The 20,934-nt window shown below is 72.9% G+C and carries 21 protein-coding genes; 13 read left to right on the top strand and 8 right to left on the bottom strand.

The features are described 5' to 3' along the window. Positions 1 to 114 precede the first annotated feature (114 nt). The 4 genes from ASF71_RS14440 to ASF71_RS14425 all read left to right on the top strand — a co-directional run bounded on the left by ASF71_RS14440 (position 115) and on the right by ASF71_RS14425 (position 5,010). On the top strand, positions 115 to 888 hold the full coding sequence (locus ASF71_RS14440; protein ID WP_056301501.1) for an AIM24 family protein: 774 nt from the start codon (positions 115 to 117) through the stop codon (positions 886 to 888). A 243-nt stretch (positions 889 to 1,131) separates the two neighbouring features. Next, positions 1,132 to 2,517, top strand: coding sequence for an AAA family ATPase (locus tag ASF71_RS14435; protein WP_056301496.1), 1,386 nt, complete (start codon positions 1,132 to 1,134; stop codon positions 2,515 to 2,517). Positions 2,518 to 2,581: 64 nt separating this feature from the next. After that, entirely contained in the window at positions 2,582 to 3,511 is a 930-nt protein-coding gene (locus tag ASF71_RS14430; RefSeq protein ID WP_056301494.1) for a DMT family transporter, read from the top strand. Then, on the top strand, positions 3,508 to 5,010 hold the full coding sequence (locus ASF71_RS14425) for an ABC transporter permease subunit (protein ID WP_056301492.1): 1,503 nt from the start codon (positions 3,508 to 3,510) through the stop codon (positions 5,008 to 5,010). Before ASF71_RS14430 ends, ASF71_RS14425 begins: the two co-directional genes overlap by 4 nt. Before the next feature lie 255 nt (positions 5,011 to 5,265). Here the strand turns inward: ASF71_RS14425 and ASF71_RS14420 are convergent, their stop codons facing one another. Further along, positions 5,266 to 6,489, bottom strand: coding sequence for a pitrilysin family protein (locus ASF71_RS14420; RefSeq protein WP_056301490.1), 1,224 nt, complete (start codon positions 6,487 to 6,489; stop codon positions 5,266 to 5,268). Further along, positions 6,486 to 7,832: a pitrilysin family protein gene (locus ASF71_RS14415; RefSeq protein ID WP_056301486.1), complete on the bottom strand. Its 1,347-nt coding sequence runs from the start codon at positions 7,830 to 7,832 to the stop codon at positions 6,486 to 6,488. Before ASF71_RS14415 ends, ASF71_RS14420 begins: the two co-directional genes overlap by 4 nt. 76 nt (positions 7,833 to 7,908) lie before the next feature. Between ASF71_RS14415 and ASF71_RS14410 the strand changes: the two genes are divergently transcribed. Beyond that, a complete protein-coding gene (locus ASF71_RS14410; RefSeq protein WP_056301484.1) occupies positions 7,909 to 8,322 on the top strand; it encodes an NUDIX domain-containing protein in 414 nt (137 codons plus the stop codon). Next, positions 8,319 to 9,044, top strand: coding sequence for a bifunctional dihydropteridine reductase/dihydrofolate reductase TmpR (tmpR, locus tag ASF71_RS14405; protein WP_082506041.1), 726 nt, complete (start codon positions 8,319 to 8,321; stop codon positions 9,042 to 9,044). Before ASF71_RS14410 ends, tmpR begins: the two co-directional genes overlap by 4 nt. A 23-nt stretch (positions 9,045 to 9,067) precedes the next feature. Here the strand turns inward: tmpR and ASF71_RS14400 are convergent, their stop codons facing one another. Continuing rightward, complete coding sequence (locus ASF71_RS14400; RefSeq protein WP_056301482.1) at positions 9,068 to 9,541, bottom strand: YbaY family lipoprotein; 474 nt, start codon at positions 9,539 to 9,541, stop codon at positions 9,068 to 9,070. Positions 9,542 to 9,716: 175 nt separating this feature from the next. Here ASF71_RS14400 and ASF71_RS14395 point away from each other — a divergent pair, with 175 nt between their 5' ends. After that, the gene (locus ASF71_RS14395; protein WP_082506060.1) at positions 9,717 to 10,274 is read left to right on the top strand and encodes a DNA-3-methyladenine glycosylase; all 558 of its coding nucleotides are present in this window, start codon (positions 9,717 to 9,719) and stop codon (positions 10,272 to 10,274) included. A gap of 62 nt (positions 10,275 to 10,336) precedes the next feature. Here the strand turns inward: ASF71_RS14395 and ASF71_RS14390 are convergent, their stop codons facing one another. Then, entirely contained in the window at positions 10,337 to 11,086 is a 750-nt protein-coding gene (locus ASF71_RS14390; RefSeq protein ID WP_056301476.1) for a flavin reductase family protein, read from the bottom strand. A gap of 94 nt (positions 11,087 to 11,180) precedes the next feature. Between ASF71_RS14390 and xseB the strand changes: the two genes are divergently transcribed. From xseB to ASF71_RS14365, 5 genes are all read left to right on the top strand, one after another. Then, positions 11,181 to 11,447, top strand: coding sequence for an exodeoxyribonuclease VII small subunit (gene xseB / locus ASF71_RS14385; protein WP_056301710.1), 267 nt, complete (start codon positions 11,181 to 11,183; stop codon positions 11,445 to 11,447). 59 nt (positions 11,448 to 11,506) lie between these two features. Then, positions 11,507 to 12,187, top strand: coding sequence for a 1-acyl-sn-glycerol-3-phosphate acyltransferase (locus ASF71_RS14380; protein ID WP_235514479.1), 681 nt, complete (start codon positions 11,507 to 11,509; stop codon positions 12,185 to 12,187). A 36-nt stretch (positions 12,188 to 12,223) separates the two neighbouring features. Further along, on the top strand, positions 12,224 to 13,246 hold the full coding sequence (locus tag ASF71_RS14375) for an iron ABC transporter permease (RefSeq protein WP_056301474.1): 1,023 nt from the start codon (positions 12,224 to 12,226) through the stop codon (positions 13,244 to 13,246). After that, on the top strand, positions 13,239 to 14,042 hold the full coding sequence (locus ASF71_RS14370) for an ABC transporter ATP-binding protein (RefSeq protein WP_056301469.1): 804 nt from the start codon (positions 13,239 to 13,241) through the stop codon (positions 14,040 to 14,042). Before ASF71_RS14375 ends, ASF71_RS14370 begins: the two co-directional genes overlap by 8 nt. A 68-nt stretch (positions 14,043 to 14,110) precedes the next feature. Beyond that, positions 14,111 to 14,452 (top strand): ferredoxin, encoded by a 342-nt coding sequence (locus ASF71_RS14365; protein WP_056301467.1) that lies wholly within the window; start codon positions 14,111 to 14,113, stop codon positions 14,450 to 14,452. A 75-nt stretch (positions 14,453 to 14,527) separates the two neighbouring features. On the opposite strand, the gene ASF71_RS14360 is transcribed toward ASF71_RS14365, so the two are convergent. Beyond that, positions 14,528 to 16,315 (bottom strand): HRDC domain-containing protein, encoded by a 1,788-nt coding sequence (locus ASF71_RS14360; protein ID WP_056301465.1) that lies wholly within the window; start codon positions 16,313 to 16,315, stop codon positions 14,528 to 14,530. A 129-nt stretch (positions 16,316 to 16,444) separates the two neighbouring features. Here ASF71_RS14360 and ASF71_RS14355 point away from each other — a divergent pair, with 129 nt between their 5' ends. Next, the gene (locus ASF71_RS14355; protein WP_056301463.1) at positions 16,445 to 17,416 is read left to right on the top strand and encodes a hypothetical protein; all 972 of its coding nucleotides are present in this window, start codon (positions 16,445 to 16,447) and stop codon (positions 17,414 to 17,416) included. Between the two features lie 39 nt (positions 17,417 to 17,455). Here ASF71_RS14355 and ASF71_RS14350 read toward each other — a convergent pair whose 3' ends face one another. The 3 genes from ASF71_RS14350 to ASF71_RS14340 form a co-directional block, all read right to left on the bottom strand. After that, positions 17,456 to 18,286, bottom strand: coding sequence for an isoprenyl transferase (locus ASF71_RS14350; protein WP_056301461.1), 831 nt, complete (start codon positions 18,284 to 18,286; stop codon positions 17,456 to 17,458). Positions 18,287 to 18,369: 83 nt separating this feature from the next. Next, positions 18,370 to 19,428 carry an A/G-specific adenine glycosylase gene (gene mutY / locus ASF71_RS14345; RefSeq protein WP_056301459.1) on the bottom strand — a complete coding sequence of 353 codons (1,059 nt, stop codon included), beginning with the start codon at positions 19,426 to 19,428 and terminating at the stop codon, positions 18,370 to 18,372. A 58-nt stretch (positions 19,429 to 19,486) separates the two neighbouring features. Continuing rightward, positions 19,487 to 20,782: a hypothetical protein gene (locus tag ASF71_RS14340; RefSeq protein WP_056301457.1), complete on the bottom strand. Its 1,296-nt coding sequence runs from the start codon at positions 20,780 to 20,782 to the stop codon at positions 19,487 to 19,489. Positions 20,783 to 20,934 lie beyond the last annotated feature (152 nt).

Here is a 20,934-nt window from a genome sequence, read left to right as displayed (position 1 = left end):
AGCGCTATATTTTTCTTATCACCGTCCGAAAGGGCGGATTTTTTATTGCTGCCCACTCGCTCTCCGGGGTCACTGTCCGGGAACCCCGTGCAGACGCGGCGCGTACCCTCTGGCATGGAATGGACCTGGACACCCTCGGTAGAACGCGAACTGAGTTTCGGCAACACCCGCATGGAAGTGCTGGAATACACCGCTTCCCCGCTGGAAAAGCCCCTGAGCGGGTTTCACCAATCGCTGAGCCGCCCGCCGCGCTCGCGGCAACTGGCAGTGCATGTCGCCGGGGGCGAGGCCACGCTGGAACCGGGGGCGCTGCAATACCTGCGCGGCGACCTGGAGATGCAGGCCGCGAATGCAGGCGGGGGCAGCGGCATAGGCGGATTCCTGCGCGGAGCCGTGACGGCCGCCGCGACCGGCGAGGGCATGTACAAGACGGCCTACCGGGGCCAGGGCGTCATCTACACCGAGCCGACACGCCAGCACCTCCTGCTGGGGCAACTGGAGGACGACACCCTGATCGTGGACGACGGGGCCTTCGTCGCGTGCGTGGGCAACCTGACAGTGGGGCGGCACGTGAACCACGGCTTTGCCAATGCGGTCGGTAGCGGCGAGGGCCGCGTGCAGCCCAAGCTGAGCGGCTCGGGCCTCTTTGCCCTGCAGAGCCCGGTACCGCCCGAGGAATTTCAGGTGCTGGAACTGCGCGGCGACACGCTGAAGGTGGACGGCAACCTCGTCGTGGCCTACACGGGCGGCCTCCAGATGAGCGTGGAGCGCAGCTCGCGTGGCCTGCTGGGCAGCGCCAAGACCGGCGAGGGCTTCGTGCAGGTGTACCGGGGCAGCGGCCACCTCTGGCTGGCACCCACGCTGCCGCTGCACGGCGTTCAGGTCTGAAGCGGCCCCGGCCAGCGCGTCGCTAGGCACGCACAGGACTAGGCCACCCGGCGCACGGTGGCCCCCGCCAGCCGGCTCAGGCGCGCGGACAGGGGCAGCCTCTAGGCTGAGGGCACCGCTGGATACGGCCGCGACAGGCCATAAGTCCGCTCCTCCCTTGTGCCGCGCCCCCAGTTCCGGAGGCGCCTGACGGGGTGCCCCCGCGTCCGGCTGGGGCGCCTCTTTCCCTGGCCGGACCCTGCCATGACCATCTTCCCCGACCTGACCACCACCCTGGGCAGCCTGTGGCACGACCTGCGCGGCGCCGTTACCCAGACCCTTGCCCACAACGAACTGGCCCAGGGCGGCCTGATGATCGCGGCCCTGAGCGCGCTGGCGGTCTACGCCCGCAGCCTGCCCGCCGAGCTCTGGAGCCGCCTGAAGGGCCGCTACACCCTGACCCTGGAGGTGCAGGGCGACGACGCGGCCTTTCCCTGGCTGGCGGCGTGGCTCGCGGCGCAGCCCACGGGGCGGCACCTGCGGCACCTGGGCGTCGTGACCCGCTTCAACGAGCAGATGGGCGGCCAGAACCTGACCCTGGGCACCGACCGCGACGGCGACGACGTGACCGTGCGCCTCGTGCCCCTGAGCGGGCAGGTGCTGCTGCGTTACCGCGGCCACTGGATGCTCGCGCGCCCCAGCCGCCAGAAGCGCGAGGGCCAGAGCGGGCACACCCTGGGCTACGCGCACAGCCTGACCTTCCGGATGCTGGCCGGCGCGCGCGGCGCAGTGCCGGAACTGCTGCGCGAGGCCTACGACTTCACGGCCGGGCGCGCCGACGGCCGGGTCGAGATTCACATCCCTCAGTACGACGGCTGGACCCTGGCCGAGCGCCGCGCCGCTCGCCCGCTGGAAACCCTGATCTACGGTGGGGCGCTGCTGGAGGACCTGTGCGGCGACCTGCGCAGCTTCTTCGCCGACCGCGAGTGGTACGCGGGTATGGGCATTCCGTACCGCCGGGGCTACCTGCTGCACGGCCCGCCCGGCAACGGCAAGAGCAGTCTGGTCGCGGCGCTCGCGGGGGCCTCCGGGCTGAACGTGTGCGTGCTCAACCTCGCCGCGCCTGACCTGAGCGACGACCGCCTGGGCAGCCTGCTGAACAGCCTGCCGCGCCGCTCGCTGCTGCTCCTCGAAGACATAGACGCGGTGTTCCTGGGCCGCGAGCCACGCGCGCCGACCGTCAAGCTCAGTTTCAACGGCCTGCTCAATGCTCTGGACGGCGTGGCCGCGGGCGAGGGCCGCGTGACCTTCATGACCACCAACGACCTCGTGGGGCTGGACCCGGCCCTGATTCGCCCCGGCCGCGCCGACCGGCATCTCCTTATCGGCAACGCGGACCGCGACCAGATCACCGGAATGCTGCGCCGCTTCTGGCCCGGCTGGAGTGAAGAGGAAGCCGAAGCCCTGGCCGCGCGGGTGCCCGGAGGCCAACTGAGCATGGCCCGCGTGCAGGAATACCTGCTGGAGCGCCGGGGAGACGAGGCAGCCGTGACCCGCGACTGGGCGCAGCTTGCCGGGCCGGCCGGCGCGACCACGACAGCCGGCGAAGCAGCGGGTTGCCCCACCCGGCTCAAGCTCCTGGCGGGATAGGCCCCAGAACAGACGGGTGGGGCGCTGGCCTGCTGCGCCCCACACTCCACTTTCCGCTTTCTCCATGCTCTACCCTGCCGGGGTGAACGCCGCCCCGACCCGCCGCCCTCAGGCCATCGATCCGCTCTCGCTGGGCGCCATTCTGGTCACCATCGTGTTCTGGGCGTCGGCGTTCGCGGGCATCCGCGCGGGGTTGGAGGCCTTCTCGCCGGGCCACCTCACGCTGTACCGCTTTCTGGTGGCGAGCGTGGCCCTGGGAATCTTCGCGCTCGTGACACGCATTCCGCTGCCGGTCCCGGCCGACCTAGCACGCATCGCGGGCCTGAGCCTGTTCGGAATCACGCTGTACCACCTGTGCCTGAACTACGGCGAACTGAGTGTGCCAGCCGGCACCGCCAGCCTCATTATCGCGGCGGGGCCGGTCATCACGGCGCTGCTGGCGACCCGGTTCGGGGGCGAGCGCCTGAACCGGGTCGGGTGGCTGGGCACACTGATCAGCCTGGGCGGCGTGGCCCTCATCGTGCTGGGCAGCGGCCAGAACGTGAACTTCACGCGCGGCGCCCTGCTGATCCTGGCGGCGGCGCTGTTCACCAGCGTGTACTTCGTGTTTCAGAAACCCCTGCTGCGGCGCATGAACCCGCTGCACTTCACGGTCTGGAGCCTGCTGCTGGGCACCGTGCCGCTGCTGGCCTTCCTGCCGGGCTTCGGGACCGAGCTGCGCGCGGCGCCGCTGGGCGCGCACCTCGCGGCCATCTACATCGGGCTGTTTCCGGCGGCGCTGGCGTACCTCACCTGGACCTTCGCGCTCTCGCGGGTGCCCGCCAGTACGACCACCTCGTTCCTGTACATCAGCCCGGTCTTCGCCATCCTGATCGGGTGGCTGTGGCTGGGCGAGGTGCCGCACCTCGTCAGTGTGGCCGGCGGCCTGATCGCCATCGTGGGCGTGGTACTGGTGAATACGCTGGGGCGGCCACGCGCCGGGGTGGCCGGATGAGCGCGCCGACCACGGGCACGGCCGGGCCCGGCACCGCCGACTCGCCCATCCGGCTGGAGCACGTCTGCGTGCGGCTGGGGGGCGAGCAGATCCTCGACGACGTGACGCTCGACGTGCGCCGGGGCGAGTTCCTGGCCCTCATCGGGCCATCGGGTGGCGGCAAGAGCACGCTGCTGCGCGTGATCGCGGGCCTGCTGCGCCCCGAGCGCGGCGTGGTGGCGATCGAGTCGAATCCGGCGCTGGTCTTTCAGGACTACCGCCTGCTGCCCTGGCGCACGGCGCTGCGCAACGTCCAATTGCCCGCCGACCTGGGCAGTGGGGGCGGCACCTCGGCGGCGGCGGCGCTGCACCTGGTGGGCATGGACACCTACGCGGGCTACTTTCCGGCCGAGCTCTCGGGGGGGATGCGGGCGCGCGTCGCCCTGGCCCGCGCGATTGCCCAGAGCGGCGACGTGCTGCTGCTCGACGAACCTTTCGCCGCTCTCGACGCCCTGGTCCGCGAACGCTTCAACACCGAACTGCGCCACCTGCACGAGAAGACCGGGCGCACGACCGTCCTGGTCACGCACTCGATCCGCGAGGCGGTGTGGCTGGCCGACCGGGTGGCGGTGCTGCGCGGCGGCAGGATCGTCGAGATTCTCGACACGCGGGGCGAGGGCCGTGCGAGCGCCTACACCGAGGGCCTCGAAGCCCACCTGCGCGGCGTGCTGGGGGTGGGCGACAGCACGCGGCTGCGCGCCGAGGTCAGCCGGCCCGAACGGGTGTCATGGGCACTGCCGCTGCTCGCCATCGTGCTGGGCTTCGGACTGTGGCAGCTCGCCGCCGTCCGCCTGAACCAGCCGCTGCTGCTGCCTACCCCGGCCGCCGTGTGGGCCAAGCTGGTCGCGGGCGAGGCCGTGCTGTTCGGGGCACTGTGGATCACGGCGCGCACGGCGCTGCTGGGCACGCTGCTGGGCGCACTGGCAGGCGTGCTCATCGGGTATCCGCTGGCCCGCTGGCGGGCGCTGGAGCGCTTTCTAAGCCCGTTCATCGTCGCGTCGCAGAGCACGCCCATCGTCATCCTCGCGCCGCTGCTCGTGTCGTGGCTGGGCTACGGCCTGCTGCCCTCGGTCATCGTCTCGGCCCTGAGCGCGCTGTACCCGGTTCTCATCGCCGTGATCGTCGGTGTGCGCGAGGTGGACCGCACGTACCACGAGCTGTTCAGCACCCTGCGGGCGACCTTCTGGCAGCGGCTCACGCACCTGGAACTGCCCGGCGCGCTGCCGGTCATGCTCGGCGGCCTGCGGCTGGCGGCCAGCCTGGCGCTGATCGGCGCGGTCGTGTGGGAATTCACCGACTCGAACCAGCGCGGGCTGGGCTTTCAGGTGCAGCAGGCGGGCACCTACTACGACAAGGCCACGCAATTCGCGGCCATCGCGCTGCTCGTGCTGTTCGGGGTGGCGCTCTACAGCCTCGTGACCCTGCTGGAGCAGCGGGTGATGCGGCGGCGGGGGCGGTAGGTTCCGGGGCTGAGCGCCCGCCTTTCGCTGGGAGCTTTGCGTTGCACTGGGCAAGAGTCGTTCCGGATGTCGGCAGGCTCGCACGGCCCTGCCTCGTGACGCCTCAATCCCCTGCCCGCCTACGTGGCCCGCGCGCTGCGCGCACGACGGCTCGTCTGGACCGGGGCGGGGACGCCGCGAGGGGGGCCGTGAGTCGGGAGGCTTCGGCAGGTCAGGGGAGCAAGCGGCTGAGGTTTTTCCACCCCCACTCCCCTCCTACCGCAGCTCTTCCACCGGCCCCAGGGCCACCACCGTCAGCCGGCCCAGGGGGCACAGGCGCAGCACCTCGCGCACGTCTCCGGGAGTCACGGCGGTGAAGCGGTCGGCGAGGTCGGCGGTCGTGCGGATCTCGCCGGTCGCCAGGTACTCCATGCCCAGGGCGAACAGGCGGCCCTGCGGCGTCTCGGCGCGCAGCAGGGTGGACACCGCCGCCTTGCGCGCCGAGCGGCGCACGCCCGTCTCGGTGATGAGGCTGTCGGCCGAGGCCAGCACTGCCCGGAAGGCGTCCAGCACCGCCTGGGTGCGCTCGGGGTCGCAGGAAAAGCCGCCCTCGAACACGCCCACGTCGCGGTAGTCCAGGTGGCCGAGATCGGCTCCGTCGCACAGGCCGGTGTCCAGCAGCGCCCAGTACAGCGCGCCGTTCTCGCCGCCGATGAGGTCGGCCAGCACGGCGGCGGCCTCGCGCAGCGGGTGGGTGGTGGGCAGGCCCGGCGCAGCCAGGACGACTTGTACCCGCGCCAGCGTGGGGTCGGAGATGACCCGCACGCCGCCCGCCGGGGTGGGCAGCGGCGTGGCTTCCGGAAGGGCGCCGCCTTCCTGGGCCCACCCGGCCAGTTCGCGCGTGGCCCAGGCCAGGACTTCGGCCTCGTCGAAGGCCCCGGTCACAGCCAGGGTCACGCGGGGGGCGCCGTACCGCTGCCGCCAGTTCGCCAGCAGGGCGGCGCGCGACAGCCCGCCCACCGTTTCCGGTGTTCCGAGAATCTGGTGGCCCAGTGGGTGCGCGCCCCAGTACACCGCACGCAGCTCGTCCTGGGCACGTACGGGGGGCTGGTCGGCGTACATGGCGATCTCTTCGAGGATCACGCCGCGCTCGGGCTCGATGTCCGCCTCGCGCAGGGCCGGGCGCATCAGTTCGGTCAGGGTGGTCAGCAGGTCGCCCACCCGTTCGGGCAGCGCGGCGGCGTGGTACACGGTCGCCTCCTCGCTCGTGAAGGCGTTGGAGTGGCCGCCGAGATCGTCGAGCCGTTCGTTCAGGGCGCCGGCGTCAAGCACCTCGGAGCCCTTGAACATCAGGTGTTCCAGAAAGTGGCTCGCGCCCATCTCGGCCGGGCGTTCGTCGCGCGCGCCGGTGTTCACGAAGTAGCCGGCCGCCACGCTCTGGGCATGCGCGTCGGGCTCCAGCAGCAGGGTCAGGCCGCCGGGGAGGACGTGGCGGGTCATGCGCCCACCTCCTGCGCGGCCTGGGGCTGCGGGGGCTGGGCCTGCATGGACGGCGGCAGCGTGAAGGTGTCGCCCGGCCCCAGCGTCACCACCGTCGCCCCGCGCACGGGGTGGTAGCCGGCCAGGAAGTCGTTCACGTCACCGAGGGTCAGGGCGTCGATCTGGGCCCGCAGGCCGCGCACGCTGCGCACGCGCCCGAACAGCGCGAGGTCGCGGGTCAGGGCGTGGGCACGGCCGCGCAGGCTCTGGGCTCCGAACACCACGCCCGTGCTCAGGCCGGTGTGCGCGCGCCGGAATTCCTCGGCGCTCAGGCCCTGGGTCAGCCGCTCCAGCTCGCCCAGCATGACCGCCAGGGTCTCGGGCGCGCGGCCGGGCGTGCTGCCGGCGTAGGCGCTCAGGAACCCGCCCCCGCCCAGCACGAGCGGCGAGGCACTGACCGCGTAGGCCAGGCCGCGTTCCTCGCGCACAGCCACGAACAGCCGGCTGCTGCCCCCGCCCGACAGCGCGCTCAGGGCCAGTTGCCAGGGCAGCCACTCGGCACTACGGGGCGACACGCCCGGCGCGCTCAGGCTCAGGTGCGTCTGCTCGCCGCCGGGGTGCGGCAGGTGCAGGCGGCCGCCCCCCTGAAAGGTCGCCGGAACCGGGCAGTCCTCACCCACGCGCCAGCCCTCAAACGTGCGCGTCACGAGGGCCTGCGCCGCCTGCGGCTCCAGATCGGCCACCAGCCCCAGCACGCTGCCGGCCTGCCCGTAGCGCTCCAGGTGGGCGCGCAGGCCCGCCGCGTTCATAGCCTCCAGGCCCTCCGGCGTGCCGCTGGCCGGGTGCGCGTACCCGGCGCGGGTCTCGCCCGGCGCGCGCGCGAAGGCCAGGGCGCGCGCCTCGGTGGCCAGCAGGTCAGGCGGGCTGTCCTCCAGCCCTTCGAGGTCCTGCCGCGCGAGGTCGAGCAGCACCGGCAGCTCGTGGGTGGGCAATTCAGGGCGGGCCACTACATCGGCCACTAGGGCCAGGGCCGCCGGCAGGTCGGCCGATAGGCCACTGGCCCCGAACCGGGTCGCCTCGGGTCCCACCCCGCCGCTGCGGCGCACCCCCAGGTCGTCGAACGCGTCCTGCAGGCCGCGCGCGTCACGCCCGCCCGCCCCCTTGTACAGCCATTCCTCCAGGACGCCCGCCGCGCCCTCCTGGCCTACCGGGTCATGCGCGCTGCCCACCGGCACGCGCAGGTCGAAGGCGAAGCCGGGTCCGGCGCGGCGCTCGAAGGCGACGCTCAGGCCTCCCGGCAGGGTCCAGACCTGTGCGTGTGGTTCCGTCCCGATGTTGTCTTCCTCGCCGCTGCCGACCGTCATCCGGCGAGTGTAACGCACGGGGACCAGACGAATGGAAGCCCGTTGCCGGACCTCCGGCCGCGCTACCCTCTGCCCTATGCAGAGGCCGGTGGTGTGTGTAGGCGCGCTCGTCTGGGGACCGGATGGCCGGGTCCTCCTCGTCCGCACGACCAAGTGGCGCGGGGCCTGGGGCGTGCCGGGCGGCAAGGTCGAGTGGGGCGAGACGCTGGAGGCGGCGGCCATCCGCGAACTGCGCGAGGAGACCGGCCTGGAGATTTCTGGGCTGCGCTACGCCCAGACGCAGGAAGCCGTGCGCTCGACCGAGTTCCACACCGACGCGCACATGCTCCTGACCGACTTCTTTGCCCAGACGGCCAGCAGCGACGTGACGCCCAACGAGGAGATCGCCGAGTGGGTCTGGGTCCCGCTGGAAGCGGCGGCCGAGTACCCGCTCAACAGCTATACCCGCACGCTGGTCGACCTCGCCCGGCAGCTCGGGGAGACGCCGTGAGCGTGCCCCGGGGCACCGCCCTCGTCACGGGCGCGGCGCGCGGCATCGGGCGGGGGCTGGCGACCGCGTTGGCGGCCGAGGGCTTGGCCGTCACCGTGCACTACCGGGACAGTGCCGACGACGCGCAGGAGACGGCCCGGCAGTGCCGCGCGACCGGCGTGCCCGCCGACGTCTTTCAGGCCGACCTGAGGGTGCCGGAGCAGGCGCGCGGGCTGGTTCGCGGGGCCCACGCGGCTTTCGGGGGGCTGGGGCTGGCGGCGCTGGTCAACAACGTGGGCAACTATGTCCACAAGCCCCTCCTGGAGACCACCGACGCCGACTGGGCCGACATGCTGGGCAGCAACCTGCTGGCGACCGTCGCCACCTGTCAGGAGGCCGCGCCCCTCATGGCGGCGGCGGGCTATGGCCGCATCGTAAACCTGGGGTACGCCGGGGCGCATGGCCTCCAGGCCCGGCCGGGCATCACCCCCTACCTGATCGCCAAGGCCGGCGTGCTGAACTTTTCACGCGCCCTGGCGGTCACCCTCGCGGGGCAGGGCGTCAGTGTGAACGTGGTGTCGCCGGGCATCGTCGAGACGAGCGTGACGCAGCCCCTGCGCGCCATTCCGGCCGGCCGGGTCGGGACGGTGGCCGAACTTGTGGACGCCGCGCTGTATTTCGTGCGGGCCAGCGACTACGTGACCGGACAGGAGATCGAGGTAGCGGGCGGGTGGAACCTGTAGGCCGCCCGCCGTAGACCTGGGGCTCAGCGCACCGGGCTGACGCTGAGGTTCAGCGCCGTGCGGGTTCCCTGCGGCAGCCGGGCGTAAGCCGTGCTGGCGTACAGCACGCGGCCCTGGCGGTCGGTGACCGTGGAGCGCACGCCGTAGGTGCGGCCCGGTACGAGGCGGGAGGGGTTGAACACGATCTGGTAGGGCGCGCTGAGGCGGGGCGCCGAAAAGCTGATGCGCAGGACCTGCCGCGCCGCGCCGGTGCGCGTGGGGTCGTCCACGATCACATTCACGCGGCTGCCGGCGGGCAGGTTCACGGTGCGCGGCGCGCTCACGCGGCCCAGGATCTCCTGCCAGCCGGCTGGCACGTCGCTGCGCTCGCTCTGCGGCAGGGTGCGGGCCGGGGCGGGTGCCGGAATGGGGGTCAGGATGACGTCCCCGATGCGGCTCTGGGCCGAGGCCACAGGCAGCAGCAGGGCAACGGCGAGTACGGGGGTGAGAACTCTCATACTGTCATGCTGGGCGGCCGGGGTGAGCGGCAGGTAAGAAGCGGCTTCATCCAGTCGAGAGGGACGCGCGGCCATTGCCCCGGAGCGCGATGATGCGCAGGTGCCTCCTCAGACTGTTCCGGCTCCCCTGACCGACCATGCCGGGGCCCTGGCCCACCTGTCGCTTGACCCCGTGATGGCCGAGGTGACCGCGCGTGTAGGTGAGCTGCCGGTACTGGGCGTGACGCCTGACCCCTTCGGCACGCTGGTACGCAGCGTGACCGGCCAGCAGCTGAGCGTGAAGGCGGCGGCAAGCATCCACGGCCGACTGGTCGCGGCTCTGGGCGAGGTGACGGCCGTGGACATACGCCGCGCCGCGGGCGAGGACCTGCGGGCGCTGGGCCTGTCGTGGGCCAAGGTACGGACCGTGCACGCCCTGGCCGACGCGGCGCTGGGCGGCCAGATCGAGTTCGCGCACCTGTCCCGCCAGAGTGACGAGGAGATCATTGCGGAGCTCTCGGCGCTGCCGGGCATTGGCCGCTGGACCGCCGAGATGTTCCTGATGTTCGGGCTCGCGCGGCCCAACGTCTTCAGTTTCGGCGACCTCGCGCTGCGTCAGGGGCTCGCACGGCTGTACCCGGCCTCGGCCCAGGCGGCCGTGCCGCCGGCCTGGGCGCCCTACCGCACGCTGGGGGCCCGTTACCTATGGGCCGACAATGCGCTGCACCGTGCTGGCGGCGTGCCTCTGCCCTGAGTGTCCCGGCGCCGTAGGCCGGGCCTCACACCCTCAGGCCTGCGCCGAGGCCCGTCCACGCCCTAGGCCATTTCAGGGGCGTCCGGCTCTTCCAGCAGCGCGGGGGCCAGAGGCTCACCGGCCGCCTGCCACTCGGCGTAGCTCTGGCGGGCGAGGTGAAACAGGTCACGGGTGCGCGTGTAGGCGCTCGGGCCACCCATGCGGCCCACGAGGTCCAGGGCGGCGGTATCCACGTAGAACTTCGCCGGGTCCTGCAGCGCGTCGGCGCGCAGGGTGAGGCCGATCACCTCGCCGAGCACGATGCGGGTGTTGCCGATCGTCACGGTCTGGACCTCGCGGCATTCCAGGGCGGCGGGAGCCAGGGTCACGCGCGGCGCACCGACCTGCGTGCCGGGCGTCAGGGCGATGCCCAGCGCCGCCGGCTCGCCCTCGCCGGCCGGGAAGTCGGTGGCGGTCGCGTTCATGGCGCCGGCCAGCGCGTAACTCACCAGATTGACCGTGAATTCGCCGCCGGAGCCGATGTTCAGGGCCGTGTCCTTGGGCGAGCCGCCTACGCGGTTGCCCGGCGCGAAGGCCACCACGGGCGGGTCCGAGCCCATCAGACCGAAAAAGGAATAGGGCGCGAGGTTCACGGCTCCCCCTGCCCCGACCGTCGAGACCCAGGCGATCGGACGCGGGACCACCGACGCGGCGAGCAGTTTGTACCGCGCAGCGTTGGGCAGGGCGGTCAGGTCGAAATGCTGGTACTCGGCAGGCTGGAACTCGGAGGCCTGGGCCTCTGACGGAGCAGGTTCGGGAAGGTCGGCAGACATACTCCAGGGTAAACGCCGCGCCGTCAAAGGGGTCGCCGGCCCCGCCGTGAACCGCGCCCCCTTTGCCTTTGCCCGGCGGGGCTACCATGCGTGCGTGTCTCCGAACGACCCGTCCCTGAGCTACCGCGAGGCCTACGCCCGGCTCTCGCGCATCGCCGCCGAGCTCGAGGGTGGCGAGGCCGACCTCGACCGCGTGCTGCCGCTGCTGGAAGAAGCGCGTGAGGCCTACGCCGCCTGTCAGTCACGGATCGGGGCGGTGCGCGCCGCTCTCAGCGGCGGGTGGGACCCGGCACGCGCCGCAGACGACCCCAGTGCTGCCGGCGACTCCAGTGACCCGGACGAGGACAGCGGGGAGGACTGAGCGCCGGTCTCGACCTTTTGCGGCGACGGCCCCGGCGGGGCGGGCGTATGCTCCGGGGTATGAACGACGCGGCCCCTTCTCCGGCGGACGCCGGCGCCGGCACCACGCCTGCCCCGGCCGAGTCCCGCTCCGCAGCGCCCCCCACCCGCCCACCCCCCGCCGACCCCGGCGACGTGCCGGGTGTGGTGCCGGTGGTGTACCACCTGGTCCTGGCCGTCACGCACCTGCCGGTGTACCTGCGCGGCATGCGGGTCGAGGTCCACGGCCGCGAACACGTCCCCGCGCCGGGCACTCCCCTGGTGGTGGCGGCCAAACATGTCAGCGGCTTGGACCCCTTCCTGGTGGCGCGCGCGCTGCCGCCGGGGCGATTTCTGCAGTTCATGGCGAAAAAGGAACTGTTCGGCCCGGTCATCGGCCCGATCATCTCGGCGGGCGGCAGCTTTCCCGTGGACCGCGAGACGAACGACGTGGGCGCCATCCGCAACAGCCTGCGCATCCTGGCGCAGGGCGGCACCGTGGGCATCTTCCCGGAGGGCACGCGCGGCGGCCAGGAACTGCACGGCGGCGTGGCCCTCATCGCCGCCAAGGCGCGCGCGCCGATCCTGCCGGTGGGTCTGTGCCGCGAGGGTCGGCGCTGGGTGGTGCGGTTCGGCGAGCCTCTGCCGGCACGCGGGGGGATCAAGGCCGTCACGGCGGCGCTGGGCGAAGAACTCGACCGGCTCTCGCTCCCGCGGCACTGATCCGGCCTTGACTTTCTCCGTGCCGGACCTGGGGGCATGAGCGCCGCCCTCCCCGAACCGCCCGCCCCCGCCCGCCGTCCCTGGACCCGCGCCGCGCAGGTCGCGGGGCTGCTGGCGCTGTTGCTGGTCGCCGTCGTGCTGGGCACCGGCATTGGCAGCGTGGTCATCTCGCCGGGCGAGGTGCTCGCGGCCCTGTGGCGCGGCCTGAGTGGACAACCCCTGATCGGCGACGACGTGATCGTGTGGCAGTTGCGGCTGCCGCGGGTCGTCATGGCCGTGCTCGTGGGCGCGGGCCTGAGCGTGTGCGGCGCCGCCTTTCAGGGCGTGTTCCGCAACCCGCTGGCCGATCCGTACCTGCTCGGCGCGGCGAGCGGCTCGGCGCTGGGGGCCACGGTCGCCATCGTCGGGGGCTGGGCGCGCGGCCTCATCCCGGTCGCGGCGCTCGTCACGGCGCTGGGCGCGGTCAGCCTGACGCTGGCGCTGGCGCGTGAGGGCCGCCGGTTCGCGCCCACCCGCCTGATCCTCTCGGGCGTGGTGGTGGGCAGCGTGGCGAGCGCGGGCACGACCGCCCTGATCCTGCGCGGCGAGGACCGCGCCCGGCAGGTGCTGGCCTACACCCTGGGCGATCTGGGTTTCAGCAGCTGGCGCGACGTGCTGACCGTGCTGCCCTACGTGGGCCTGGGGGCAGGCGCGCTGATGCTGCTGGCCCGCGCCCTGGACACGCTGCAACTGGGCGACCTTACGGCCCGCAGCCTGGGCGTGCCGGTCGAGCGGCTGCGGCTGCTCGTCGTGGTGGCGGCCAGCCTCGCCACGGCGGGCGCGGTCGCGTACGTGGGGATCATCGGCTTCGTGGGTCTCATCGTGCCGCATGTCGCGCGCCTGGTCTTCGGGCCGGGGCACCGCGCGCTGCTGCCCTTCTCGGCGCTGCTGGGCGGGGCGCTGCTCGTGCTGGCCGACCTGCTGGCACGCACCACGCCGCTCTCGCAGGTGGGTATCGTGACCACCCTGCTGGGCGGGCCGTTTTTCCTGTGGCTGCTGCGCCGGGGGCGGCATGACTGAGGCGCCTGCCCCAGGGGCCCCTACCCTGGAGGCGCGCGGCCTGCACGTCCGGGCCGGGCAGTTCCCGGCGGTGCGCGGCGCCGACCTGACCTTCCGGGCGGGCGAGTTCGCGGCCGTCATCGGCCCCAACGGCGCGGGCAAGAGCACCCTGCTGCGCGCGCTGCTGGGCCTGAGCCGTCCCGAGGCGGGCGAGGTGCGCCTCGCCGGGAGGCCTCTGGGGGCCTGGAGCCGCGCCGAGCGGTCGCGCCGGCTGGCGTATCTGGCCCAGGGCGAGGCGCTGCCCGGCGGCGCGCGGGTGCGGGATGTGGTGGCCCTAGGGCGCGGCGCGGGCGACTGGAAGTGGGGTCTGATTCCCACCTCGCCCTGGACCGGGGCCGACGAGGCGGCGGTGGAAGCTGCACTGGAACGCACCGATACGCGGAGGTTCGCGGCACGCCGGGTTTCCGAGCTCTCAGGCGGCGAGGCGCAGCGGGTGGCGCTGGCCCGCGCGCTGGCCGCCGAACCCCAGTTTCTGCTGCTCGACGAACCCACCAACCACCTCGACCTCGCCTATGCCCTCGAGGTCGTGCGGGCCGTGCAGCGCGAGGCGGCGCGTGGCCTGGGCGTGGTCGCCGTGCTGCACGACCTGAACCTCGCCGCCCGCGCCGACCGCCTGGCCCTGCTGCACGCCGGGCAGGTGCTCGTCACCGGGGTGCCCAGGGACGTCCTGACCCCCGAACACGTCGAGGCGGCCTACGGCGTGCGCGTCCAAGTCCTGCCGGGTGCCGGCCGCCTGCTGGTGGTGCCGGAGGACTAGGACAAGGCCCGGCCTGCCCGTTCCCTCCCACTCGCCGTATTCGGGGGTCAGGTGCTCTACTCGGCGTCATGCCCCCCCGTTACTTCCCCACGCGCGGCCACCTGCTGCTCTGCCAGGGCCCGAACTGCCAAGCCCGGGGCGCTCGGCTACTGCACACGGCGCTGTGGAATGCGCTGGAAAAAGGCGCCCTGGCCTACTACAAAACGGGCGGCACGGTGCGCCTCACCGAAAGCGGCTGTCTGGGGGCCTGCGCCGCCGGCCCCACCCTGTGCGTGTACCGCGAGCGCGGCGGCGCGCTCGAGCAGGGCTGGTACGGCGCCGTGGACTTCACGCTCGCGCGCCGGGTGGCCCAGGCCGTGCAGGACGAGACCGACCTGCCCGGCGAAGGGCGCTACGGCCCGGACCAGTAGGGAACCGTCATAAAGCAGCGAAGGGCCGGCCCCCTGTGACGGAGGCCGGCCCTCTGGACGCACGCCGCTTGCGGCTCAGCCGCGCACGACGTCCAGAATCTTGTCGCCGTACTTGCGGCTGCGCTCGGGGCCCATGCCCTTCACGGCGCGCAGGTCCTCGGGCGTGTAGGGAACGCGCCGGGCGATTTCGGCCAGCGTGGCGTTGCTGGCGATGATGAACCGGCTGATCTCCTGGCGCTTGGCCTCGGCATTGCGCCACTCGCGCAGCCGGGCGTAGATGGCCGCCTGCTCGTCGGTCAGGTCGGCGGCCGGGTCCACCTTGCCCGCAGCCGGGAGGTCGGGCGCCAGCACCAGCGGCGCCTCGGCCGGCGCTGGCTGGGCCGCCGGCGCGCTGGACTCGTCTGCCTGCCGGAACTGTGCCGGGGCAGCTGCGTTCACTTCTTCGTAATGCTCGCTGCCATGGGCCTCGGCAGGGGTCACGTCGGGGGCGTCGGGACCACTGCTCACCGTGTGGGTCAGCGGCACGGGCGGCTGCTCCAGCGAGCTGTAGACGATCTCAGGTTCCCAGGTCTCCCCCTCGTCCTGGGGCGCCGCCTCGGCGGCCTGCGCGACCGGAGCCGGCACGGCCTCCTGTCCGGGCGCCGCCTCAAAGGTGAAGCGCTCAAGATCGTCGGCCGGCGGGCGCCCGGCCGCGCCGCGTTCGGCCCGGCCGGAGTCCATGCGGCCGGACCCCGTACGGTCCGAGTCGGCGCGGGCGGTGTCGGGCTGCGCCTGCTCGGCCCCAGGCTGATCGGCGCGCGGCTGGTCGGAGCGGGGACGCTCGCCCCGGCCCTCCGGGAAACGGCTGAAGTCGCGGCGGTTGTCGAAGCGGCGGCGCTCGTCGCGGCGCCCCTCGAAACGGCGGCGGTCGTCGCGGTCACGCCGGACCTCACGCCCGAAGCGCGGCTCCTCGGGGGCTGTCTCGGCTGCTGGCTCGGTCTGGGGGGACGGCGGGGTCTGCTCGGGAGAGCGCGCGGCCTGAGAAGCCGAAGCCCGCTCACTGCCGCCCGCCCGGCCGGCCCCGGACGTGCCCGGACGCAGCTTGGCGAGCACAGCGCTGGTATCTTCCAGGCCAGGAGTCAGCAGCAGGCCGTCGGGCACATGGCGGGTGGCCGCCAGCACGCCGCCGGGGACGCTCAGCGAATCGGGCGCGGCGTCGGGGGCAAGCAGCAGGGCCGTGGGACCGGCGGGGCGCGCCGCGCCGCCCAGGCGTTCGGTGAGACTGACCACCGTGCGCGCCGCGCGGGCCAGCCGCAGCGGCAGGGTCGCCACGTCACGCAGCGCCAGCGCCACACCCAGATCGCTCGGCGCGGGGGCCGCGCTGTGGGGCGTCTCGCCGGTGCCGAACAGAGCCGCAAAGGGCGCGTCCAGATGACCGCACAGGGTCACGCCGTCGCGGTACACCACGTAGTCGGCGCCGCGCCGGGGCCAGCCGCCGCCGGGAGCCAGCGTGCCGTCCACGATGACGCGCACGCACGCCCGGCGCGCCCGCTCCAGAATGCGCTCGTCGGGTTCGAGCAGCCACACGGCGCGCGCACCCGCGAGGTCGCCGTGCAGGTCGGCCACGGCCAGTCCGGCCGCCGCCATCGCAGCGCGCCCTACGTCCAGGCGGCCGTCCACCCGCAGGGTCCCGGGGCCGAGCAGCGCGGCGAGTTGCCGGGCCAGCGCGGCCTCGCCGGCCAGCAGCAGGCCCCAGTCGGCTTCTTCCAGATCGGCCAGGGCGGCGCTCAGGCGGGCCTGCGGATCGCCGCGTTCGGCGTGCAGTCCCACGAGCCGCGCGTCGGGCCGCCGTTGTTCTTGCGGCAAGGACAGGGAATCGGTCATCCGTCTACTCTGCCACACCGCCCCCCACGGGCGCAGAAGCTGCCCCCACCTTCGCCCCCCGCCCAGGCCGAGCCCCCCCAGCCCTTACCGGCTCCGCAACGCCCGGCCCCCAGCCCGCGTACCTGCGGCATGACCCGCCACCGACCCGGCCGCCTGCTGCTGTGCGCCCTCCTGCTGGTCTCGCCTTCTGCCGGCAGTTCCCTGGCCCAGACGGCGACTGCGGCCGCGGCCGGCGCGGCGCAGGTCCGTCCCCCACCCGTCCTGAGTGTCCGGGCTCCGGCCGGAGCAGGCACCGAACATGTCACGACCTTCACGGCCCGCCTCTCGGTCGTGGACGTGCAGGTGAGCGCCGCCGCAGCGGGCAGCGCCACCGAGGCCGACCTGAACGCCGCCCGCCGCACGTTCACGGGCCTGACCGGCAGCCGGACCCGGACCGGCAAGGTGTTCTCCCGGGTCGTCGGCCGCCGGCCGGACGGAAGCGTGAGCCTCGTGACGACCCTCATCCAGAGCCGCCCGGCCTTCACCTTCCGCCTCTCCCAGGACCTCAGCCCGGCGGGACAGGGCAGCCGACTGACCCTCACGAGTGCCGACCCACAGCTCGACCACGCCCTGTCGGCGCTGGATGACCCAGACATCCTGGCGCTGGCCGCCGACTACGGCGCCGCGTTCCTCTACGGCGCGCCGCTCGTGCCGGGGCAGAGCTCTACCACGGTCGCCGCGGCGGACCTCCAGACCCTGCTGAGCGACCTGCTCGGACCGTCCCTCAGCGGCCCGCTGGAGCAGGCCGTCAGTGAGCTGCTGACCGTGACCACCACGGCCACCTACCGGGGCACCGGACCGCGGGGCGAATTCCTGTTCGGCACACGTGCCGCCGCCGGACCCTGGACGCTGAGGGGAGCGGGTGGCCCCCAGCGCCCGGCCGTGAGCGCCGAGCTGATTTCCCTCAGCGCCAGCGGCTCGGCCAGCTACCGCCGCGACGGCCTGCCGGACACCGCGGAGAGTCGCCAGCAGACGCGGCTGAACATGACGCTGCGCCGGGGCGGCGTGCAGGTGCGGCTGATCCTGAACCTCGACCAGACGGCGAGCCTCAAGCCGCGCTAAGGATTACGGGGGCGGCCAGTCCAGGCGGCGTCCTACTTGCTACTTGCCGAAACGGCGGTCGCGGCCCTGGAAGTCGCGCAGGGCCCGCAGGAAATCCACGCGCCGGAACCCGGGCCAGTACACGTCGCAGAAGTAGTATTCGCTATAGACGCTCTGCCACAGCATGAAGCCCGAGAGCCGGATCTCGCCGCTGGTGCGGATGATGAAGTCGGGATCGGGAATGTCGGCGGCGTAGAGATGCGCGCTGATGTGCTCGGGGGTCAGGGTATCGGCCGCCTGCGTGAGCGTGAGCCCGGCCGACTGCTGCTCGCGCAGGTGCTCTTTGACCGCGTCCACGATCTCCTCGCGGCCGCCGTAGCCGACGGCGATGTTCAGGCGCATACCGTCGTAGTGGGCCGTTTTCTGCTCCAGGTCTTCCAGGGCGGCCAGCACGTTCGGCGGAAAAGCGCTGTGCTGCCCGATGGCCCGCACCCGCACCCGGTTGGCATGGATGCGCGGGTCGGTGGCGAGATTGCGCGCCTCTTTTTCCAGCAGCGAGAGGATGTGCGCGAGTTCCTCGGAGTTGCGCCCGGCGTTGTCGGTCGAGAGCACCCAGATGGTCGCGGCGGGAATGCCCAGTTCCAGACACCACTGCAAGACCTCGTGCGCCTTGTCGGCCCCGATGGTGTGTCCCAGTTCGCGCTGCATCCCGGCGGCGCGGGCAAAACGGCGGTTGCCGTCGAGAATCAGTCCCAGGTGCCGGGGCAGGCGACCGTGCGCGCGGACCTCGCGCGCCAGCCGCTGCTCGTACCCCCACAGCAGGGCGCCGCGCGCCGCCGTGCGGGTCTTCTGCGCGGTCCGCAGCGCAGTTTTGAGGGGCGTCCTGACCATACGCGCCCGAGTGTACCGCGCGCGGCAGGCCGGGACGTGCGCCTAAAGGTGGAAAACTCCCCGTCCCGCCGGCGGCCAGGCCCCTACTCCGGCCCGAACAGGCCGGCCTGCCACGGCGCGAGCAGCGCCAGCGCCTTGTGGTCCAGCCGCGAGAGGGCCGCCCGCGCGACCGGCGTGCGCGCGGCGTCCGACTGCGCGGCGTAGACCTCCAGAATGACCCGGCGGTGGGTCATGGCGTGGACGACGGTGCCGAGGTGTGCGCCCGGCACGGCGCCCAGCCGCGCGCACAGGCGCGCCAGCCCGGCGGCCGGCGCCTCTGCGGCCGCCAGTTCCTCGGTCGGCAGGCCGCTCAGGCCGCCCAGCAGCGCACCTTCGCGGCGCTCGAGCACAGCTTCGCGCAGGTCACCGGCGATCACGGCGACCGCCCGCACCTCGCGCACGGCGGCGCGCACTTTGGGAACCGGAAACGCGGTCGGCGTACCCGAGGCGAAGGCGGCGCAGAAGTCGCGCCACGGGCACTCGGAGCAGCGCGGCGCCTTCGGGGTGCACACGGTCGCTCCCAGGTCCATGACGGCCTCGTTCCAGTCGCCGGGGCGCGCGGAGTCGAGCAGTTCGTCGGCGCGGGCCTGCACCCAGGCGTCGGTGGGGACTGCCTCGGCGTACAGGCGGGCCAGGACTCGGCGCACGTTGCCGTCGTTAACCGCGCGGGCCTCACCGTAGGCCAAGCTGGACACGGCCGCCGCCGTATACGGCCCCACACCGGGCAGCGCCAGCCAGCCGGCGTAGTCCTGCGGAAAACCTTCCTGCACTATCACGCCGGCCGCGCGGCGCAGGTTGCGGGCGCGGGCGTAGTAGCCGCACCCCTCCCAGGCCTTGAGCACGTCGGCCTCGGGGGCGGCGGCCAGCGCCTCCACAGTCGGAAAGGCGTTCAGAAAACGGCCGTAATACTCCAGACCACGTACGACCTGCGTCTGCTGCAACAGGATCTCGGCGACCCAGACCCGGTAGGGATCGCGGGCTCCCGCTTCACCCAGCCGCCATGGCAGTGTTGCCCGGCCCGCCCGCGCGAACCAGCCGAGCAACGCGGCGCGCCGCACGGTAAGGCCCGGGAGCGGCGGGGTGGGACGGACAGCAGTAGGCACCAGGGCAGTCTAGAGAAGGCCGCCCGGCGCGAGTGGAAGCGTCGTGGGGTTGTGGGGGTTAGACCGTCACCTGTCCGGCGCCTGCGGGGGTCCGCACGCGGCGGCGCACGCCCTGGGCATAGTCGGCGAGGTCGCCGAGGAGGTCGCCTACGCCGGTCCGCAGCAGGTACTGGCCGCCCGGCAGCGGGGTCAGGGCCAGGAAGGGCGCGCGGGTGAGGGTGTCGAGGACCGTGTTCAGCTCGGCCGTGTTCACGCCGCTGCCCAGGCGCTCGGCGAGGCGCGGCACGCTGACCACGCTGTGCGCGGGCTGCTGCGCCAGGGTCAGAAGAACGAAGCTGAAGGTGCCGCGCTGCGCGAGGTGCGCACTGACCAGTTCGGCCACGCTGGCGGCGCTGTCCAGGTCCACGTCGCCGGCGCGCCAGTAGCCGCGCAGGTCCACCGGGCTCAGGGGAGCCAAGCGGGCGTGCTCGCTCAGGGCGCCCAGGGCCTCGCGGGTCAGGCGGCTGTATCCGGCCGGGCGCTGCGTCTCGGCGCACAGCAGCAGGTGGTGGTCGTCGCTGCCGGCCGTCCACTCGGTCTGCCGGGCCGCCGCCTCACTCGTGGCGAGCAGCACGGAATAGCCGTACTGCGGCCCCAGATCGGCCTTCAGGCGCATCAGGCCCGGCGCTGGGAATTCCAGGCGGTAGCCGCTCAGGCGCGCGAATTCCGAGACGTGGTCCTCGTCGCTGTCGCCCAGGGCCACGGGCGCGGCCACCGCGCGGCCCGCATCCGGCGCCGGCGGCTGAACGGCCACGGGCGCGCCGCGCTTCTCGGGACGCGCCGCCTCGGCCGGGGCGCCGGACGCGGGCGCCGGAGCAGACCGGTCCTGAGCGGAGGCCGCCGGAGCAGACACCGGCTGCGCCGCGGGGGTATGAGCAGCGGCGGGCGCCGGCTGGGTCTGGGGGGCGGCCGCGGCCGGAGCCGCCTGGGCGCCCGGCACCTGCTGGGTACGAACCTCCCGGACGTGGGGGGTGCTAGACACGACCACGCGGCGGGTCTCGGGCGACGCGGAGGCAGCCGCCTCACGCTGGGGCGCGGGGGCCTGGGCATAGGGCTTGACGACCGTCTCGACGGCGTAGCGGCCGGCTTCCAGCGCCGTCACGATCATCACGTCGTTCACGCCGAGGTTGTGGCGGTGAAACAGCCGTCCCAGGCCCAGCACGCGCAGCTGATCGCGGTCGATCTGCACGGCGTATTCCTCGCCCCGGTCATCCACGAAGGTCGCCGGACCACTGGCCGGAAACAGGGCTTCGTTGTACTTCAGCAGGCGCATGCTGCCTTCTTGCAGGCATGACCGGGTAATGATGTAACGCATGGGATTCACAGCGGGACTCCTTCGTCGCCAAGTTCTCGGTGGGGCCAGTTCTTTGAAAAAGTTCGTTGAAAGGCGGTCCGGCCGGACATCGCCGGGGGCCGCCGCAAAGTCATGTCTGAGCTGTGCAGAAGATAGAAATTCTGCTTGAGTCA

This window comes from Deinococcus sp. Leaf326 (assembly GCF_001424185.1).
Classification (GTDB): domain Bacteria; phylum Deinococcota; class Deinococci; order Deinococcales; family Deinococcaceae; genus Deinococcus.
This window is presented reverse-complemented; position numbering and strand designations above follow the sequence as displayed.